Annotated in this window: 12 protein-coding genes; 6 read left to right on the top strand and 6 right to left on the bottom strand. The window is 68.4% G+C overall.

Annotated elements, in window-relative coordinates; all coding sequences use genetic code 11:
• The first annotated feature begins 45 nt into the window (after positions 1–45).
• From E5A74_RS08935 to E5A74_RS08920, 4 genes are read left to right on the top strand one after another with little or no spacing between them, the layout of a single operon-like run.
• Positions 46–1,626: a tryptophan halogenase family protein gene (locus E5A74_RS08935; protein ID WP_240699746.1), complete on the top strand. Its 1,581-nt coding sequence runs from the start codon at positions 46–48 to the stop codon at positions 1,624–1,626.
• Positions 1,623–3,170 carry a tryptophan halogenase family protein gene (locus E5A74_RS08930; protein ID WP_135983948.1) on the top strand — a complete coding sequence of 516 codons (1,548 nt, stop codon included), beginning with the start codon at positions 1,623–1,625 and terminating at the stop codon, positions 3,168–3,170. Before E5A74_RS08935 ends, E5A74_RS08930 begins: the two co-directional genes overlap by 4 nt.
• Positions 3,170–4,219, top strand: coding sequence for a LacI family DNA-binding transcriptional regulator (locus E5A74_RS08925; protein WP_135983946.1), 1,050 nt, complete (start codon positions 3,170–3,172; stop codon positions 4,217–4,219). The genes E5A74_RS08930 and E5A74_RS08925 overlap by 1 nt, the downstream gene beginning before the upstream one ends.
• A 34-nt stretch (positions 4,220–4,253) precedes the next feature.
• Complete coding sequence (locus E5A74_RS08920) at positions 4,254–5,465, top strand: MFS transporter (protein ID WP_135983944.1); 1,212 nt, start codon at positions 4,254–4,256, stop codon at positions 5,463–5,465.
• Here the strand turns inward: E5A74_RS08920 and E5A74_RS08915 are convergent.
• Entirely contained in the window at positions 5,449–6,054 is a 606-nt protein-coding gene (locus E5A74_RS08915; protein WP_240699745.1) for an alpha-ketoglutarate-dependent dioxygenase AlkB, read from the bottom strand. The genes E5A74_RS08920 and E5A74_RS08915 overlap by 17 nt on opposite strands.
• Here E5A74_RS08915 and E5A74_RS08910 point away from each other — a divergent pair.
• Positions 6,041–6,484 (top strand): ArsR/SmtB family transcription factor, encoded by a 444-nt coding sequence (locus E5A74_RS08910; protein WP_240699744.1) that lies wholly within the window; start codon positions 6,041–6,043, stop codon positions 6,482–6,484. The two genes, E5A74_RS08915 and E5A74_RS08910, sit on opposite strands and share 14 nt — an antisense overlap.
• Here the strand turns inward: E5A74_RS08910 and E5A74_RS08905 are convergent.
• The 4 genes from E5A74_RS08905 to manD form a co-directional block, all read right to left on the bottom strand.
• The gene (locus E5A74_RS08905) at positions 6,439–7,392 is read right to left on the bottom strand and encodes a 1-phosphofructokinase family hexose kinase (protein ID WP_135983942.1); all 954 of its coding nucleotides are present in this window, start codon (positions 7,390–7,392) and stop codon (positions 6,439–6,441) included. The two genes, E5A74_RS08910 and E5A74_RS08905, sit on opposite strands and share 46 nt — an antisense overlap.
• Positions 7,392–8,399 carry a P-loop nucleotide/nucleoside kinase family protein gene (locus E5A74_RS08900; protein WP_135983940.1) on the bottom strand — a complete coding sequence of 336 codons (1,008 nt, stop codon included), beginning with the start codon at positions 8,397–8,399 and terminating at the stop codon, positions 7,392–7,394. Before E5A74_RS08900 ends, E5A74_RS08905 begins: the two co-directional genes overlap by 1 nt.
• Positions 8,400–8,490: 91 nt before the next feature.
• Entirely contained in the window at positions 8,491–9,633 is a 1,143-nt protein-coding gene (locus E5A74_RS08895) for an endo-1,4-beta-xylanase (RefSeq protein WP_135983938.1), read from the bottom strand.
• A 10-nt stretch (positions 9,634–9,643) separates the two neighbouring features.
• Positions 9,644–10,867, bottom strand: a complete 1,224-nt coding sequence (manD, locus tag E5A74_RS08890) for a D-mannonate dehydratase ManD (protein ID WP_135983935.1) — start codon at positions 10,865–10,867, stop codon at positions 9,644–9,646.
• A gap of 112 nt (positions 10,868–10,979) precedes the next feature.
• Between manD and E5A74_RS08885 the strand changes: the two genes are divergently transcribed.
• A complete protein-coding gene (locus tag E5A74_RS08885; RefSeq protein ID WP_135983934.1) occupies positions 10,980–13,142 on the top strand; it encodes an alpha-glucuronidase family glycosyl hydrolase in 2,163 nt (720 codons plus the stop codon).
• A gap of 72 nt (positions 13,143–13,214) precedes the next feature.
• Here the strand turns inward: E5A74_RS08885 and E5A74_RS08880 are convergent, their stop codons facing one another.
• The gene (locus tag E5A74_RS08880) at positions 13,215–14,225 is read right to left on the bottom strand and encodes a cupin-like domain-containing protein (RefSeq protein WP_135983932.1); all 1,011 of its coding nucleotides are present in this window, start codon (positions 14,223–14,225) and stop codon (positions 13,215–13,217) included.
• Positions 14,226–14,333: the final 108 nt, after the last annotated feature.

The following is a 14,333-nucleotide window of genomic DNA, read 5'->3' as shown; positions in this document are numbered from 1 at the left end:
TCCCCGGACTGCCGGCTCATTTTTTGGCCGAGCTGCGCGCGTGCGATGGTTTCGCTTGCGGCGCAGCAATCAAGAAGATCAGATACGATCATGGTGAACGGGGGAAGCGCAGCGGACGCGATCGAGCGCGTCGTCATCGTCGGCGGCGGCACTGCCGGCTGGATGGCTGCGGCTGCCCTCTCCGCGCATCTCGCGGGTGCCGGGGTCGCCATCACCCTGATCGAAAGCTCGGACATCGGCACGGTCGGCGTCGGCGAGGCGACGATCCCCACGATCCGCCGCTTCTATGCCGCGCTCGGCATGTCCGACGCCGAAGTGATGCAGGCGTGTCAGGCGACCGCCAAGCTCGGCATCCGCTTCGTCGATTGGCTGCGCCCCGGGCACAGCTTCGTGCATCCCTTCGGCCGCTTCGGGCAAGACCTCAAGGGCCTCGATTTCCACCATTATTGGCTCAAGGCGCGCGCGGCCGGCGAGCCGGCGCCGCTCGACGATTATTCGCTCGGCGCGCTGCTCGCGCGCGAAGGCCATGCCACTTTGCCGGCGTCCGATCCGGGCTCGCAGCTCGGGATCTTCGATTGGGCGCTGCACTTCGACGCCGCGTTGTTCGCGCAGCATATGCGCCGCTTCGCCGAGAAGATGGGCGTCACCCGGATCGATGCCCGCATCGTCGAGGTCCGCCAGCGGCCCGAGGACGGCTTCCTCGACAGCCTCGTCCTCGACAGCGGCGCCAGCATCGCCGGCGATCTGTTCGTCGATTGCTCGGGCTTCCGCTCGCTGCTGCTCGGCGAGACGCTCGGCATCGACTATGCGGACTGGTCGCACTGGCTGCTCTGCGACGGCGCCTTCGCGGTGCAGAGCGAGCGGGCAGGGCCGCCGCCGGCCTGCACCACCGTCACCGCGCGGAGCGCGGGCTGGCAATGGCGTATCCCGCTGCGTACGCGCGAGGGCAACGGCCTCGTCTTCTCGAGCCGGTTCCAGAGCGACGACGACGCGCGCAAGGAACTGCTCGCCGCGATGCCGGGCAAGCCGGTGATGGAGCCGCGCCGCCTGCGCTTCACGCCGGGCCGGCGCGCCGTCGCCTGGGCGAAGAATTGCGTCGGCCTCGGCCTCGCCTCGGGTTTCCTCGAACCGCTCGAATCGACCAGCATCGCGCTGATCGAGACCGGCATCGAGCGGCTCAAGCAGCTGTTTCCGGACAAGAGCTTCGATCCCGCGGTGATCGCCGAATATAACGAGCAATCGGCCGAGGAGATCGAGCGCGTCCGCGACTTCCTCATCCTACACTACAAGCTCAACGGCCGCTCGGGCGCCTTCTGGCAGGCCTGCCGCGCGATGGACGTGCCCGACAGCCTGAACGCCAAGCTGGCGCTGTGGCGCGCGCGCGGCGCTTTCGTCCGCTATCGCTGGGAGATGTTCTCGCCGGCCAGCTGGCTGGCGATCTATGCCGGCTTCGAGGATCTACCGACGCGCCTCGATCCCGCGGTCGCCGGGATCGATTCCGATCAGCTCGCACGCTCGCTCGCGGCGATGCGCCGCGCGCTGCGCGAGACCGTCGCGGATACGCCCACCCATCAGGAGTTTCTCGAGATCATGGACGGTGCCGCCGCGCAGGGGAGGGCCGCATGAGGGCCCCCAACGCACTTCGCAAGGTCTGCATCGTCGGCGGAGGCACCGCCGGCTGGATCGCCGCCGCGGTGATGGCGCATCACTTCAAGGGCAAGTTGTTCGAGATCGAGCTGGTCGAGAGCGACGATATCGGCACGATCGGCGTCGGGGAATCGACGATCCCGCCCTTCATGGAGCTGATCGCCCGGCTCGACATCAACGAGCAGGACTTCGTCCGCGCGACGCAGGCGAGCTTCAAGCTCGGCATCGAGTTCGAGGACTGGCACCGCAAGGGCGAAAGCTATTTCCACCCCTTTGGCGCGATCGGCCAGCAAGTCGAGCTGAGCGACTTCTACCAATGCTGGCTCAAGGCGAAGCATGCCGGCCAGCCTTTCGAGCTGATGGATTTCGCCCCCGCCGCGGCGATGGCGCGCGACGGGCGCTTCATGCTGCCGTTCAAGGCGCACAAGACTCCGATCGGCGGCGCGGCCTATGCGCTGCATGTCGACGCCAAGCGCGTCGCGCAATTTCTCCGCGCGCATGCCGAGGAACGCGGCGTCAAGCGCACCGAGGGCATCGTCTCGGACGTTCGCCTCGACGATCGCGGCTTCGTCGACACGCTCACGCTCAACGACGGCCGTGAGGTCAGCGCAGACTTCTTCATCGATTGCTCGGGCTTCCGCGCGCTGCTGATCGGCAAGGCGCTCGGGGTTGGCTACGAGGACTGGAGCGAATGGCTGTTCTGCGATCGCGCGATCGCCGCGCAGACGCAGAATGTCGGTGCGCCGCGCCCCTATACCCTCGCGCAGGCGCAGGATTATGGCTGGCGCTGGCGAATCCCGCTCCAGCATCGCACCGGCAACGGCCATGTCTTCTGCTCGGAGTTCCTGTCGGACGACGAGGCCACGCGGATTCTGCTCGATCAGGTCGAGGGCGAGGTCGTCGCCGGGCCGATGGTGGTGCCGTTCAAGACCGGGGTGCGCGACAAGATCTGGCACAAGAACGTGCTGTCGCTCGGGCTCGCCTCGGGCTTTATCGAGCCGCTCGAATCGACCGCGATCCACCTGGTCTATCGCGGCATGGATTTCTTCTTCCGCTATCTGCCCGATCGCAACTGCGACCCGCGGCTCGCCGCCGAGTATAACCGCCGCATGACCGCGGACTATGTCGAGATCCGCGACTTCATCGTGCTGCACTATTGCGCCACGCAGCGCGACGACACGCCCTTCTGGCGCAAGTGTCGCGACATGACGCTGCCCGACAGCCTGCGCGAGCGGATCGAGCTGTTCCGCACCAGCGGCGTGCTGCGCGAGGGGCTCGACGAACTGTTCCGCGCGGTCAGCTGGCAATCGGTGCTCGAAGGCATGGGCATCCACCCGGCCAGTTATCACCCGCTGGTCGACCGCATCGACGAGGCGTGGCTGTTCGACGCGATGGACAAGGTGCGCAGCCAGCTCGGCCAGGTGGTGGCGACGCTGCCGACGCACCAGGAATTCATCGATGCGCATTGCCGCGCCGATGCGGTCGATCTCGGCCAGCCCGCGCGGCCGGCAGCGGCGCGCTGATGCAGAAGAAACGTTCGATCACGATCAAGGATGTCGCGGCCGAGGCGGGAGTCTCGTTCCAGACGGTGTCGCGCGTGATCAACGACGGCCCCAACGTCACCCCCGCGATGCGCGAGCGGGTGATGACCGCGGTGACGCGGCTCGGCTATGTCCCCAGCCTCGCCGCGCGGCGGCTCGGCGGGTCGCGTTCCTATCTCGTCCTCGCCTTCAACGATCGCCGGCCGACGCTCGAGGGCTGGCAGTCGCGGCGCGGCAACGACTGGGTCGATCAGATGCTCTATGGCGGCATGCTCAAATGCGCCGAGCATGGCTATCGCATGCTGTTCGAGCTGGTGGATTCGCATTCGGACGAGTGGGAGGCGCAGGTCCAAGCCGCGATTTCGGCGCTGCATCCCGACGGCGTGATCCTCACGCCGCCGCACAGCGACGATACCCGCATCACCGAGTTGCTCCACCGCAACGGGCTCACCTTCGCACGGCTCGGGTCGCATCGCGAGGGCGAGGGCTTCGCCGTCTATATGGACGACGAGGCGGCCGCGCGCACCGCGACCGAATATCTGCTCGATCTCGGCCATAGCCGCATCGCCTATGTCGAGGGGCATCCCGAATATGCGATCAGCGGCGATCGCCTGCGCGGCTTTCGCGGGGCGATCGAGGGCAGGGGGCTCGCGGTCCGCCCCGAATATCTCCAGCCGGGCGACTTCACCTATGAGGCGGGGACGCGCGCGATGGCGGCGCTGGCAGCGCTCGACACGCCACCCACCGCGGTACTGGCGAGCAGCGACGAAGTCGCGCTCGGCGTGCTCCACGCCGCGGCGCCGCTGGGGCTGTCGGTGCCGCGCGATCTTTCGGTCGTCAGCTTCGACGACACCCCGACGATGCGGATGAGCGTGCCGTCGCTGACGGCGATCCGTCAGCCGATCGCGGCGATGACCGCGCGCGCCGCCGAGCTGCTGATCGAGGCCAAGGCCAGAAATCTCGAAGGCACCGGCCTGCATCTGCTGCCGTTCGATTTCGTCGTCCGCGATTCGACCGCGCCGCCGCGTTGACTTGGCGCAAGGGCGCGTCGATGTTCGACCGCCCATGCCCTTCACTTCGCCCGGCCGCGGCTTCATCCTGCTCTATGCGCTTGCCTATGCAGGGCTTTTCGTCAGCTTCATTCCGTTCGTCTCGGTGCTGCTGCCGCTCAAGGTGACTGCCGTCGCCGATGAGGGGAACCGCGTCGCGCTGCTCAGCGCCGCGGCGTTGGGCGGTGCCGCCATCGCCAGCGTCGCCAATCTCGTCTTCGGCGCGCTGAGCGACCGGACCTGGCGCGCGCGCGGCACGCGGCGGCCGTGGATCCTCGCCGGGCTCGGCCTGTCGTGCATCGCCTATGCGCTGTTCCACTGGAGCAGCGACGGCGCCACCATGCTCGCGGCGGTGGCGCTGCTCCAGATCGCGATCAACATGATGTTCGCCCCCATCGGCGCGATCATGGCCGATGAGGTGCCCGACGCGCAAAAAGGCCTCGTCGCCGGGCTGATGGGCGCGGCGCATCCCTTCTCGTCGCTCGTCGCGGTTGGGGTCACGCTGCACGGCATCGGATCCGAGGGGCTGCGCAACGCGCTGCTCTGCGCGACCATCGTCGCCCTCGTCCTGCCGTTGCTGCTGCTCATGCGCGAGCGCCGCGAGCCGCTGCCCGAACCGCCACAGGACCTGCGCGTCCGCCGCCGCGCCGATTTCGCGCGGATCTGGCTCGCGCGCGTTCTCGTCCAGATCGCCGGCAACGGTCTGTCCACCTACGGCCTGTTCTACTTCATCGCGGTGATGGGGCAGAAAGTGCCCGACAAGCACCACGCCGAGGCCGCGAGCGAGGGCGTGGCGACGATCTTCGCGACGGTCACCCTCATCGCCTTGCTGCTGACGATCGTGACCGGACGGCTCTCCGATCGGACGATGCGGCGCAAGCCGTGGCTCGCCGCCGGCGCGCTGCTGATGGCGGTCGGGCTGCTGATCATGGCTGCGGCGCCCGACTGGAGCGTGGCGGCGCTCGGCTATGGCGCGGCGGTTTCGGGCATGTCGGTGTTCCTCGCGATGCAGTCGGCGCTGGCGATGCAGTTGCTGCCCGCGCCGGAGCATCGCGGGCGCGACCTCGGCATTCTCAATCTCACCAACACCTTGCCGGCGATGATCGCGCCCCTGCTCGCGCTCGCGCTCAGCCCGGACAAGACCGGCTATGCGCCGTGGTTGCTGGTGCTCGCGCTCGGCGTGCTCGCCGGGGGCGCGGCGGCGATGACCGTCAGGACCCAGAACTGACCGCGCGGCCCTTGTCCGACAGGCTGCGGAAGGTGATCGACCAGCGCGGCACTGCCATCGGCGCGATGCTGTGCTCCCAATCGTGCCGCGCCTCGCCGGCGAGGTGATAGATCGAGCGCGGCGCGAGCGCCGCGGCGAAGCGATCGAACCCGCCCGGCCGGCGCCTGCGAAAGCGCAGCGTCGCAGGATTGCCGAGCGAGACGCCGATGACATGCTCGAATACCGGCCGATCGCGATGCCAGCCGATCCCGGCGCCCGGATCGTAGCGGATCAGCAGCGCATGGGCGAGCGCGTCGGGCGCGAGCCCGGCAAAGGTGGCGGCCTTGTCGCGCAGCGGCAGCAGCCATTCGGGAAGCGGCGTGCCCGCGGCGAAGCTGGCGTCGTCGAAGTCGTAGCGCCACCCGAAGCTGGTGGTGAGCCGCTTGCCGAGCCAGCCCTGGAAGCGGAACGGCTGGAGTTGCTCGCCGTCGATTCGGGCGATCAGTCCGGCCTCCTCACGCGAGTCGATGAGACTTTCGGCATAGTGCAAACCGGGCAGGCCGATGCCGCCGAAAAGATCGGGCGCGATCACCGCCATGACGGTTGCCATCCTCCTTGGCGCGCACGGTTGCGTGTGGCGCAACAACAACTTCCCGTCAAAATCCGTTCCGATTCCGATCGATAGCGGTTGCAACGCAACTTTTATCGGCATAGCGGTGCGCGCCGTGAAAGACCAAATGATTGCCGAAATCGACCGCGCGTCGCTGTTCCTCAAGGCGCTGTCGGGTCGTAGCCGCCTGTTGCTGTTGTGCCATCTCTGGGATGGCGAGAAGTCCGTGGGCGAGCTCGCGCGGCTCACCGGCGCGCGTGACACCGCCGTCTCGCAGCAGCTCGCGCTGCTGCGTCGCGAGGGGATGGTTGCCGCCCGCCGTTCGGGCCAGATGATCTTCTATTCGCTGGCCAGCGCCGAAGCGAAGCGCATGCTCGAATCGCTTCACGACCTGTTCTGCGCGGCGCCGCTCGAGCAAGCCGCCGAGTAGAGCCGCTCGACGTCCTCGCGCCGGGTCAACTCGGTGCCGGGGGTCAGCAGCGCCGCGGCGCCCGCCGCGATGCCGTAACGCAGCACGTCCTCGAGGCGCTTCTCCGCCGCAAGCGCGAGCGTGAGCCCCGCGACCATCGAATCGCCGGCGCCCACCGCGCTTCCCGGCGGGACCTCGATCGCGGGCATGCGCAGTTCGGTGCCCTCGGCGACGAGCAGCGCGCCGCGCTCGCCGAGCGAGACGACGACGACTTCGGCAAAGCCCCGGTCGCGCAGCTCGCTTGCGGCCGCCAGTTGCTCGGCATCCCCGTCCAGCTCGCGGCCGACCAGCTCCTGCAGCTCGCGCAGGCTCGGTTTGATCAGCCATGCGCAGCCGCCCTCGAGAGCGGCGAGCGCCGGCCCCGAGGTGTCGATCACCAGCCGCGCGCCGACCTCTCCGCAGAGTCCGCACAGCGTGTGGAAGACCGAAGGGTCGCAGCCCGGCGGCAGGCTGCCGCTGGCGACGACATAGCCCGGCGCCGGATCGATCCGGGTCACTGCATGGAGCAGCTGGTCGAGCTCGGCCGCGGCGAGCGTCGGACCGGGCAGAACGAAGCGATATTGCTGGTCGCTTTCGGTCTCGTCGACGGTGAAGCTCTCGCGCGTCGCGCCCGCGATCGGCACCGGAGCGATCGGCACGCCGGTATCGCGCAATAGCTTCTCGAAGGTCGCGCCGGACCCTGCTCCGCAGGGGAACACCGCGGTGACGTCGCCGCCCAGCGCATGGACCACGCGCGCCACGTTGATCCCGCCGCCGCCCGGCTCGTAGCGCGGATCCTCGCAACGCAGCTTATGAGTGGGGCGCACCTTGTCGGTGCGCGTCGACACGTCGAGCGCCGGGTTGAGCGTCAGCGTCGCGATTTTCGTCATCAGCGCTTGCGCTCGAGCACGCCGCGCGCCGCGGCGACGATCAGCTCGATCGGGCGGTTGACGCGCATGCGATGCCATCCGGCCAGCTCGCCCACTGCGAGCCGCGCCTGCTCGCGCACCACCTCGGCGGTCGCGTCGGAAGCGTCGCCGCTGCGGGCGCTGACCCGGGCGATCAGATCGCGCTCGGGGGCCTCGAGCCAGATGCCGGTGAAGGGCACGTCGGCGCGAAACGCGATCGCCTCGGCCACGTCGCGCTCGCTGCGGCTCAGGAACACCGCGTCGAGGATCACCGAGCTCCCGCAGGCGAGATGGTCATAGGCCGATTCGAACAATGCCTCATAGGTCGCCTCGTCGCTGTGCCGCGTGTAATGCGCGGGCGGCAGTCGGGTTTCCGGGGCGAGCCCGGCCAGCCGCTTGCGGAACACGTCCGAGCGCAGCACCCGGGCGCCGGGCGCGCGGCCGATCCGAGCGCCGAGCAACCGGGCCAGCGTCGATTTGCCGGTACCCGAACGCCCGCCGATCACTACCAGCCGCGGTGGGGAAGGGGCCAGCGCCGCCTCGGCGAGCACGGCATCGCCCGTGTCGATCGCGTGCAGCGAGACGAACAGCGGCAGCGTCGCCCAGCCGGTGGCGCCCTGCGGCGCGATGTCGAGATAGCGATTGGCGACGATATTGGCTTCGGCGGCCCGGCCGTCGTGGAGCAGCGCGGCGAGCTGGTCGGCGAGATCGTAGAGAATGTCTCCGGACGTTCCCGCGGGGAGCTGGCGCACGCGCTGTGCCCGGGCGCGGCGCTCGATCTGCGGGCGCTGGCGCGGCCATTCGCGCCGCTGCGCCTCGGCTGCGGCCAGCCGCTCGATCTGCGTCAGGAACGCCCCGGCGTCGCCGCCCGGGGCCGCTGCATGGCGCGCGACGATTCCGTCGGCGAAACGATGCAGCGCGGACGCATCGAGCCCGCCTTGTTCGAGCGATATCTCGATCGCATTTCCCGTCGCGGCCTGCGCGGCCATTGCCGGATCCTCCTCTCGCCGCCCCCCTTAGGCATGCTTTGCGGCGCTAGCACCGCATTTCTGAACGCAAGCCGACGCGCGGCGGGCCCATTCAGGCAGAACGCGGCGCCGCCGCGGCAAAGCGCCGCGCGATCGTCTCGCGCAGCGGCTTGGCGCGGAACCGCGCATCATAAGGCGTGGCGCGTTTGATGCTGCCGTCGGCGCGCGGGCTGAAGCCGTTCAGCCAGCCATATTTGTCGCACATGCCCCAGACGAGCACATCGCGCAGCTGCGGATAGGCGAACATGATTTCGAGATAGGCGTCGGCATAGGCGGCGACGCTCGCATCGCGCACCGCTTCGTCCTTGGGCAAGCCCTTGTCGTTGACGTCGAGCTCGGTGATGACGAGGCCGTAGCCCATCGCCGTCACCGCATCGAGGAAGCGCCGCCAGTCGCCCTCCTGCCGCGCGGCCGATCCGCGCACGTCGCGGTCATAGACTCCGATGTGGGATTGCACGCCCAGCGCGTCGACGGGGACCTTCCGTTTGCGGAAACCCTCGAGCAATTTGAGCACGCCGGCGCGGTGCGTGGCGTTGCCGGGCTCCCAGCTCATATAGTCGTTGTAGACCAGCTCGGCTCCGGGGGCGTGTTCGCGCGCGGTGTGGAAGGCGAGGTCAGTCATCGCATCGGCGTCGCCAAACGCCTTCGACAGCGAGGTCTCGCGCTGCAGTCCGGTCTTCTCGTCGATCGTCTCGTTGACCACGTCGAAGCTGACGATCCGGTCGCCATAGAGCCGGCACAGCGTGCGGATATGGTCGGTCAGCAGCTTCGCGGCCGCGGCGCGCGGATTGGCACCGAAATCATGGTCGCGCAGCCATTTCGGGAAATATTGCGCCTTGTGCCACAGCAAGGTGTGGCCGCGCATCGCCTTGCCCTTCGCCTCGGCAAAGTCGAGCATCTCGGCGAAGCGGCTGACGTCGAAGCGCACCGGATCGGGGCGCAGCCGCTGCCATTTGAACTCGTTCTCGGGGACGAGGATGCCGCATTCGCGTGTCAGCAGCGCGGCATAGTCCGGATTGGCGAACGATCCCGCATCCGCTCCCGGCGGGCTCCACGCGAAGCACGAGCCGAAGCGCATGCCCCTGGCCTTGGCGAGCGCGTTCAGCGACGGCGGTACCTCCTCGGCGAGAGCGGGCCCGGCGAGTCCGCACGCCGCGGCGGCGGCCAGCATCTCGCGCCGCGTCAGTCCGGTCATCGCTCTCTCCTCACCAATTGAAGACGGTGCCGTCCTCGAGCCGCGCGACCGGCAGATAGGCGCGCTTGTATTCGTAGCGCCCGGCCAGCGCCTCATCGATGTCGACGCCGAGCCCCGGCGCGTCGCCCGGGTGCATCATCCCATCGGCGTAGCGATAGGCGTGCGGGAAGACCGCGTCGGTCTCCTTTGTGTGCGGCATCAGCTCCTGGATGCCGAAATTGGGCACCGACAGGCCGAAATGGAGCGCCGCCGCCATGCTCACCGGCGACAGGTCGGTGGCGCCGTGGCAGCCGGTGCGGACCTGATAGAGATCGGCCAGCGCGGCGATGCGGCGCAGATGCGTCAGGCCGCCGGCATGGACGACGGTGGCGCGGACATAGTCGATCAGCTGCTCCTCGATCAGCTGCTTGGCATCCCAGATCGTGTTGAAGATCTCGCCCACCGCGATCGGCGCGGTAGTGTGCTGGCGGATCAGCCGGAAGCCGGCCTGGTTCTCCGCCGGGGTCGGATCCTCGAGCCAGAAGGGGCGAAAGGGCTCGAGCTCCTTGCCGAGCCGGCCCGCCTCGATCGGGGTCAGCCGGTGATGAATGTCGTGGAGCAGATGGACGTCCCAGCCGAGCGCCTCGCGGCCCTTTTCGAGCAGCGGCGCGACCGAGCGCAGATATTTCTCGGTCGACCACAGGCTCTCGGTCGGCAGCGCGCCGTCGGCCGGCTCGTAGCGCTCGCCGGCCTTGGCGACGCCATAGGTCGCCTTGAGCCCGGGCGCGCCCGACTGGAGGCGAACCGCCCTGTAGCCCTGCTCGACATGCGCGATCGCGTTCTCGATCGTCTCCTCGATCGTCGCGCCATTGGCATGGCCATAGACCATGCACCCCTCGCGGCTCGCGCCGCCGAGCAACTGATAGACCGGCAGCCCGGCGATCTTGCCCTTGATGTCCCACAGCGCCATGTCGACCGCGGCGATCGCGCTCATCGTCACCGGGCCGCGCCGCCAATAGGCGCCCTTGTAGAGATACTGCCAGATATCCTCGATCCGATGCGCGTCGCGCCCGATCAGGCAGGGGATCACATGATCCTCGAGATAGCTCACCACCGCGCGCTCGCGCCCGTTCAGCGTGGCGTCACCGAGACCATAGACGCCGTCGCGGGTCTCGATCCTGAGCGTGACGAAGTTGCGGCCGGGGCAGGTGACGATCACGCGCGCGGAAATGATCTCGGCGCGTTGCGCACCCATGTTGCTCTCCTATGATGCGCAATCGGCGCGCGACCTTGGTAGCGCTACCATGGGCAAGCTGCTATCGGCTTGTCAACGCACGGTTTCAGTCCGCGCGAGCGAGAGGATAAAAATGCGTCATTTGCTGGCCTTTCTCCTGCTTCTGCTGAGCGTTGTCGTGCCGCAGGCGGCGCGCGCCGACACCGGCTACGACCTCTGGTTGCGTTATCAGCCGCTCGATCGCCGGCAGGCCGACGCGGTGCAGCACCGCGCGGCGTATCTCGTCGCGGAAGGCAATAGTCCCACGCTCGCCGCTGCAACGGAGGAGCTCCGTCGCGGAATGAGCGCGATGCTCGCCCCCCATAGTTTCGCCGTGGCGGGATCGGCGATGCGCAACGGCGCGGTCGTCATCGGCACGCCGCAAAGCTCGCCGATCGTCGCGGCGCTCGGACTGCCTTTGGCCAAGCTAGGCGCCGAAGGCTATCTCATCCGCAGCGCGACCACCGCCGCGGGCGCCCGCATCACCGTCATCGCCGCCAATCAGGACGTCGGCGTCCTCTATGGCGTCTTCGCGTTCCTCAAGCGCGTGCAGCTCGGTCAGTCGCTCGACAATCTCGACATCGCCGACGCGCCCAGGCTCAAGGTCCGGGTGCTCAATCACTGGGACAATCTCGATCGCTATGTCGAGCGCGGCTATGCCGGCCAGTCGATCTGGGACTGGCAGAAGCTGCCCGACCACAAGGACCCGCGCTACACCGATTATGCCCGCGCCAATGCCTCGATCGGCATCAACGGCACCGTCCTCACCAACGTCAACGCCAATGCCGACGTCCTGCGCCCCGAATGGCTGGCCAAGGTCAAGGCGCTCGCCGGGGTGTTCCGGCCTTGGGGAATCAAGGTCTATCTCACCGCGCGCTTCTCCGCCCCGATCGAGCTGGGCGGGCTCAAGACCGCCGATCCGCTCGATCCGAAGGTGGCGGCGTGGTGGAAGGCCAAGGTCGAGGAGATCTACCGCGTCATCCCCGATTTCGGCGGCTTCCTCGTCAAGGCCAATTCCGAGGGCCAGCCCGGCCCCAACGATTACAAGCGCACCCATGCCGACGGCGCCAACATGCTCGCCGACGCGCTCGCTCCGCACGGCGGCGTCGTGATGTGGCGCGCCTTCGTCTATGCCGCCGAGAATCCCGACGACCGCCACAAACAGGCGTACACCGAGTTCCAGCCGCTCGACGGCAAGTTTCGCGACAATGTTCTCGTCCAGGTCAAGAACGGCGCGATCGACTTCCAGCCGCGCGAGCCTTTCCATCCCCTGTTCGGGGCGATGCCGCGCACCCCGCTGATGATGGAATTCCAGATCACCAAGGAATATCTCGGCTTCGCCACCCATCTCGCTTACCTCGGCACGATGTGGGAGGAGGCGCTGCAGGCCGACACCTTCCGCCCGACCAGGGGCTGGACCGTCGCCCGCGTGCTCGAGACTCCCGTCGAGCCCGGCGCAGCGACCGGCATGGCCGGCGTCGCCAATATCGGCAGCGACTTCAACTGGTCGGGATCGCAATTCGATCAGGCGAACTGGTACGCGTTCGGCCGTTTCGCCTGGAACCCCGAGGCGCGCGCCGAGCCGATCGCGCGCGACTGGGCGGCGATGACGTGGGGGAGCGACCCCGCGATCGTCGATCCGATCGTGGCGATGATGATGGGCTCGCGCGAAGCCGTGGTGAACTACATGACCCCGCTCGGGCTCGGCCATCTGATGGCGACCGGGCATCATCACGGTCCCGGCCCGTGGATCGCCGATCTCGCCCGGCCCGAATGGAACCCGGTCTATTACCACAAGGCCGATGCCGTCGGGATCGGCTTCGACCGCACCGCGACCGGCACCAATGCCGTCGCGCAATACGCGCCCGAGGTCGCCGCGCAGTTCGGCGACGTCAAGCGCGTCCCCGAGCAGTTCCTGCTCTGGTTTCACCATGTACCCTGGGACTATCGCACCCGCTCGGGGCGCAGCCTGTGGGACGAGCTCGTCACGCATTACGATCGCGGCGTCGGCACGGTCGCGGCGATGCAGGCCAGCTGGGAAGGCCTCAAGGGCAAGGTCGACGACGCTCGCTGGTCGGAGGTCCGCGACTTCCTCGCGATCCAGCGGCAGGAAGCCGGCTGGTGGCGGGACGCTTCGATCGCCTATTTCCAGTCGGTCTCGAAACGCTCGCTCCCCACCGGCCATGCCGCCCCGCCGCACGATCTCGACTGGTACAAGGCGATCAAGACGCCCTATGCGCCGGGCAACGGCAAATAGCCCGGCGGCGTGCCGGCGAAGGCAGCGGCGTTGGTAGCCGCCGGCCTTTCGCCGGAGCGGCGTGGCGGGCGGCTAGGGCCGCCCCAACCCGCGTATCAGATAGGCCTTGATATACTGGCGCAGCTGGGCGGTCGGCGCGCCCAGCACGCCGCGCTGGCCGTCCGCGAGATGCGCCGCGGGGTCGCCATGTTCGCGGAACACGAAGGTGTCGAACATCGCCGCCCAGGCCGCGCGCCGCTCGGGCGGCAAATGGCTCAGCGTCAGCACCGCGTGCACCATCGCGTCGAACCGCGCCGACGCGTCGGGGCTGTCGTTCCACCAATAGTTGACGAGAGCGTTGAACGGCGCGAGCGCCTCGATCTGGTGCCACCACAGTGCCGGAATGTAGAGCGCGTCGCCGGGTTCGAGCTCGGCGGTTTGCGCCGCCGCCAAGGCCTCGCGGAAGCGCGGAAAACGTTCGAAATCGGGGGCGTTGAGCTCGACCATGCTGGTCGGCTGGCCGGCCACGGTATGGTCGAGCGGCCCGACATAGAGATTGTGGATCTGGTCGGGCGGAAACAGCGTGAAGCGCCGCCGTCCCGCGACGACGCAGGCGACATTGTCCGATGCGTCGAAATGGGTGGAGATGATCGAGCGGTTGCCCAGCCAGATCCGTGGCGGCGCATCGAGCCCGGCGAGCAGGGGCAGGGGATTGGCCTCGGCGAAGCCCGGCAGCATCTGCGCGGTTTCCAGCGCGCCGGCATAGACCGACGGCGCATCCTCCTTGCCGACGATTCCGGTCAGATAGCGCAGCAGATCGACGAAGCTGCCGCGCCGCCGCTCGAAATTGAAGCCCTTCAGGTCAGGCGCGTAGAAGAATCGTCCGGCGATCTCGGGCGCGCCGACGAACGCCTCCGCCGAAGCGCCGCGATCGAAGCCGAGCAGATGCGCCGCGATCGCCTCGACGGACTCGTCCCCCGCGCGCACCACCGGCCAGTCGCGCACCAGCCCGCGCATCACCACCGGCGCATAGCCGTCCACCACATCGCGCTGGAAAGCCGCGGCGTCGGGGAGCGTTATCTCGCGGATGGGGGTCGGCGTCATTCGACAGTCCTAGCGTAAATCATGACCCAATCGCGAGTTTTGCCGAGCTCCGGCGAAGGCCGGAGCCCTTGCAGTCCGGTCTGGCGCTCGCCGCCAACGCTCCGGCCT

Origin of the sequence: Sphingomonas naasensis (genome assembly GCF_004792695.1) — a bacterium.
GTDB lineage: Bacteria > Pseudomonadota > Alphaproteobacteria > Sphingomonadales > Sphingomonadaceae > Sphingomonas > Sphingomonas naasensis.
Note: the sequence above shows the minus strand (reverse complement) of the source record. Positions and strands in the feature narration are given on the sequence as shown.

Bases quoted from the DNA above. Each gene is read 5' to 3' on its own strand.
- E5A74_RS08935 (WP_240699746.1), top strand. From the start codon at position 46: ATGGTTTCGCTTGCGGCGCAGCAATCAAGAAGATCAGATACGATCATG.
- E5A74_RS08930 (WP_135983948.1), top strand. From the start codon at position 1,623: ATGAGGGCCCCCAACGCACTTCGCAAGGTCTGCATCGTCGGCGGAGGC.
- E5A74_RS08925 (WP_135983946.1), top strand. From the start codon at position 3,170: ATGCAGAAGAAACGTTCGATCACGATCAAGGATGTCGCGGCCGAGGCG.
- E5A74_RS08920 (WP_135983944.1), top strand. From the start codon at position 4,254: ATGCCCTTCACTTCGCCCGGCCGCGGCTTCATCCTGCTCTATGCGCTT.
- E5A74_RS08910 (WP_240699744.1), top strand. From the start codon at position 6,041: ATGACGGTTGCCATCCTCCTTGGCGCGCACGGTTGCGTGTGGCGCAAC.
- E5A74_RS08915 (WP_240699745.1), bottom strand. From the start codon at position 6,054: ATGGCAACCGTCATGGCGGTGATCGCGCCCGATCTTTTCGGCGGCATC.
- E5A74_RS08905 (WP_135983942.1), bottom strand. From the start codon at position 7,392: ATGACGAAAATCGCGACGCTGACGCTCAACCCGGCGCTCGACGTGTCG.
- E5A74_RS08900 (WP_135983940.1), bottom strand. From the start codon at position 8,399: ATGGCCGCGCAGGCCGCGACGGGAAATGCGATCGAGATATCGCTCGAA.
- E5A74_RS08895 (WP_135983938.1), bottom strand. From the start codon at position 9,633: ATGACCGGACTGACGCGGCGCGAGATGCTGGCCGCCGCCGCGGCGTGC.
- manD (WP_135983935.1), bottom strand. From the start codon at position 10,867: ATGGGTGCGCAACGCGCCGAGATCATTTCCGCGCGCGTGATCGTCACC.
- E5A74_RS08885 (WP_135983934.1), top strand. From the start codon at position 10,980: ATGCGTCATTTGCTGGCCTTTCTCCTGCTTCTGCTGAGCGTTGTCGTG.
- E5A74_RS08880 (WP_135983932.1), bottom strand. From the start codon at position 14,225: ATGACGCCGACCCCCATCCGCGAGATAACGCTCCCCGACGCCGCGGCT.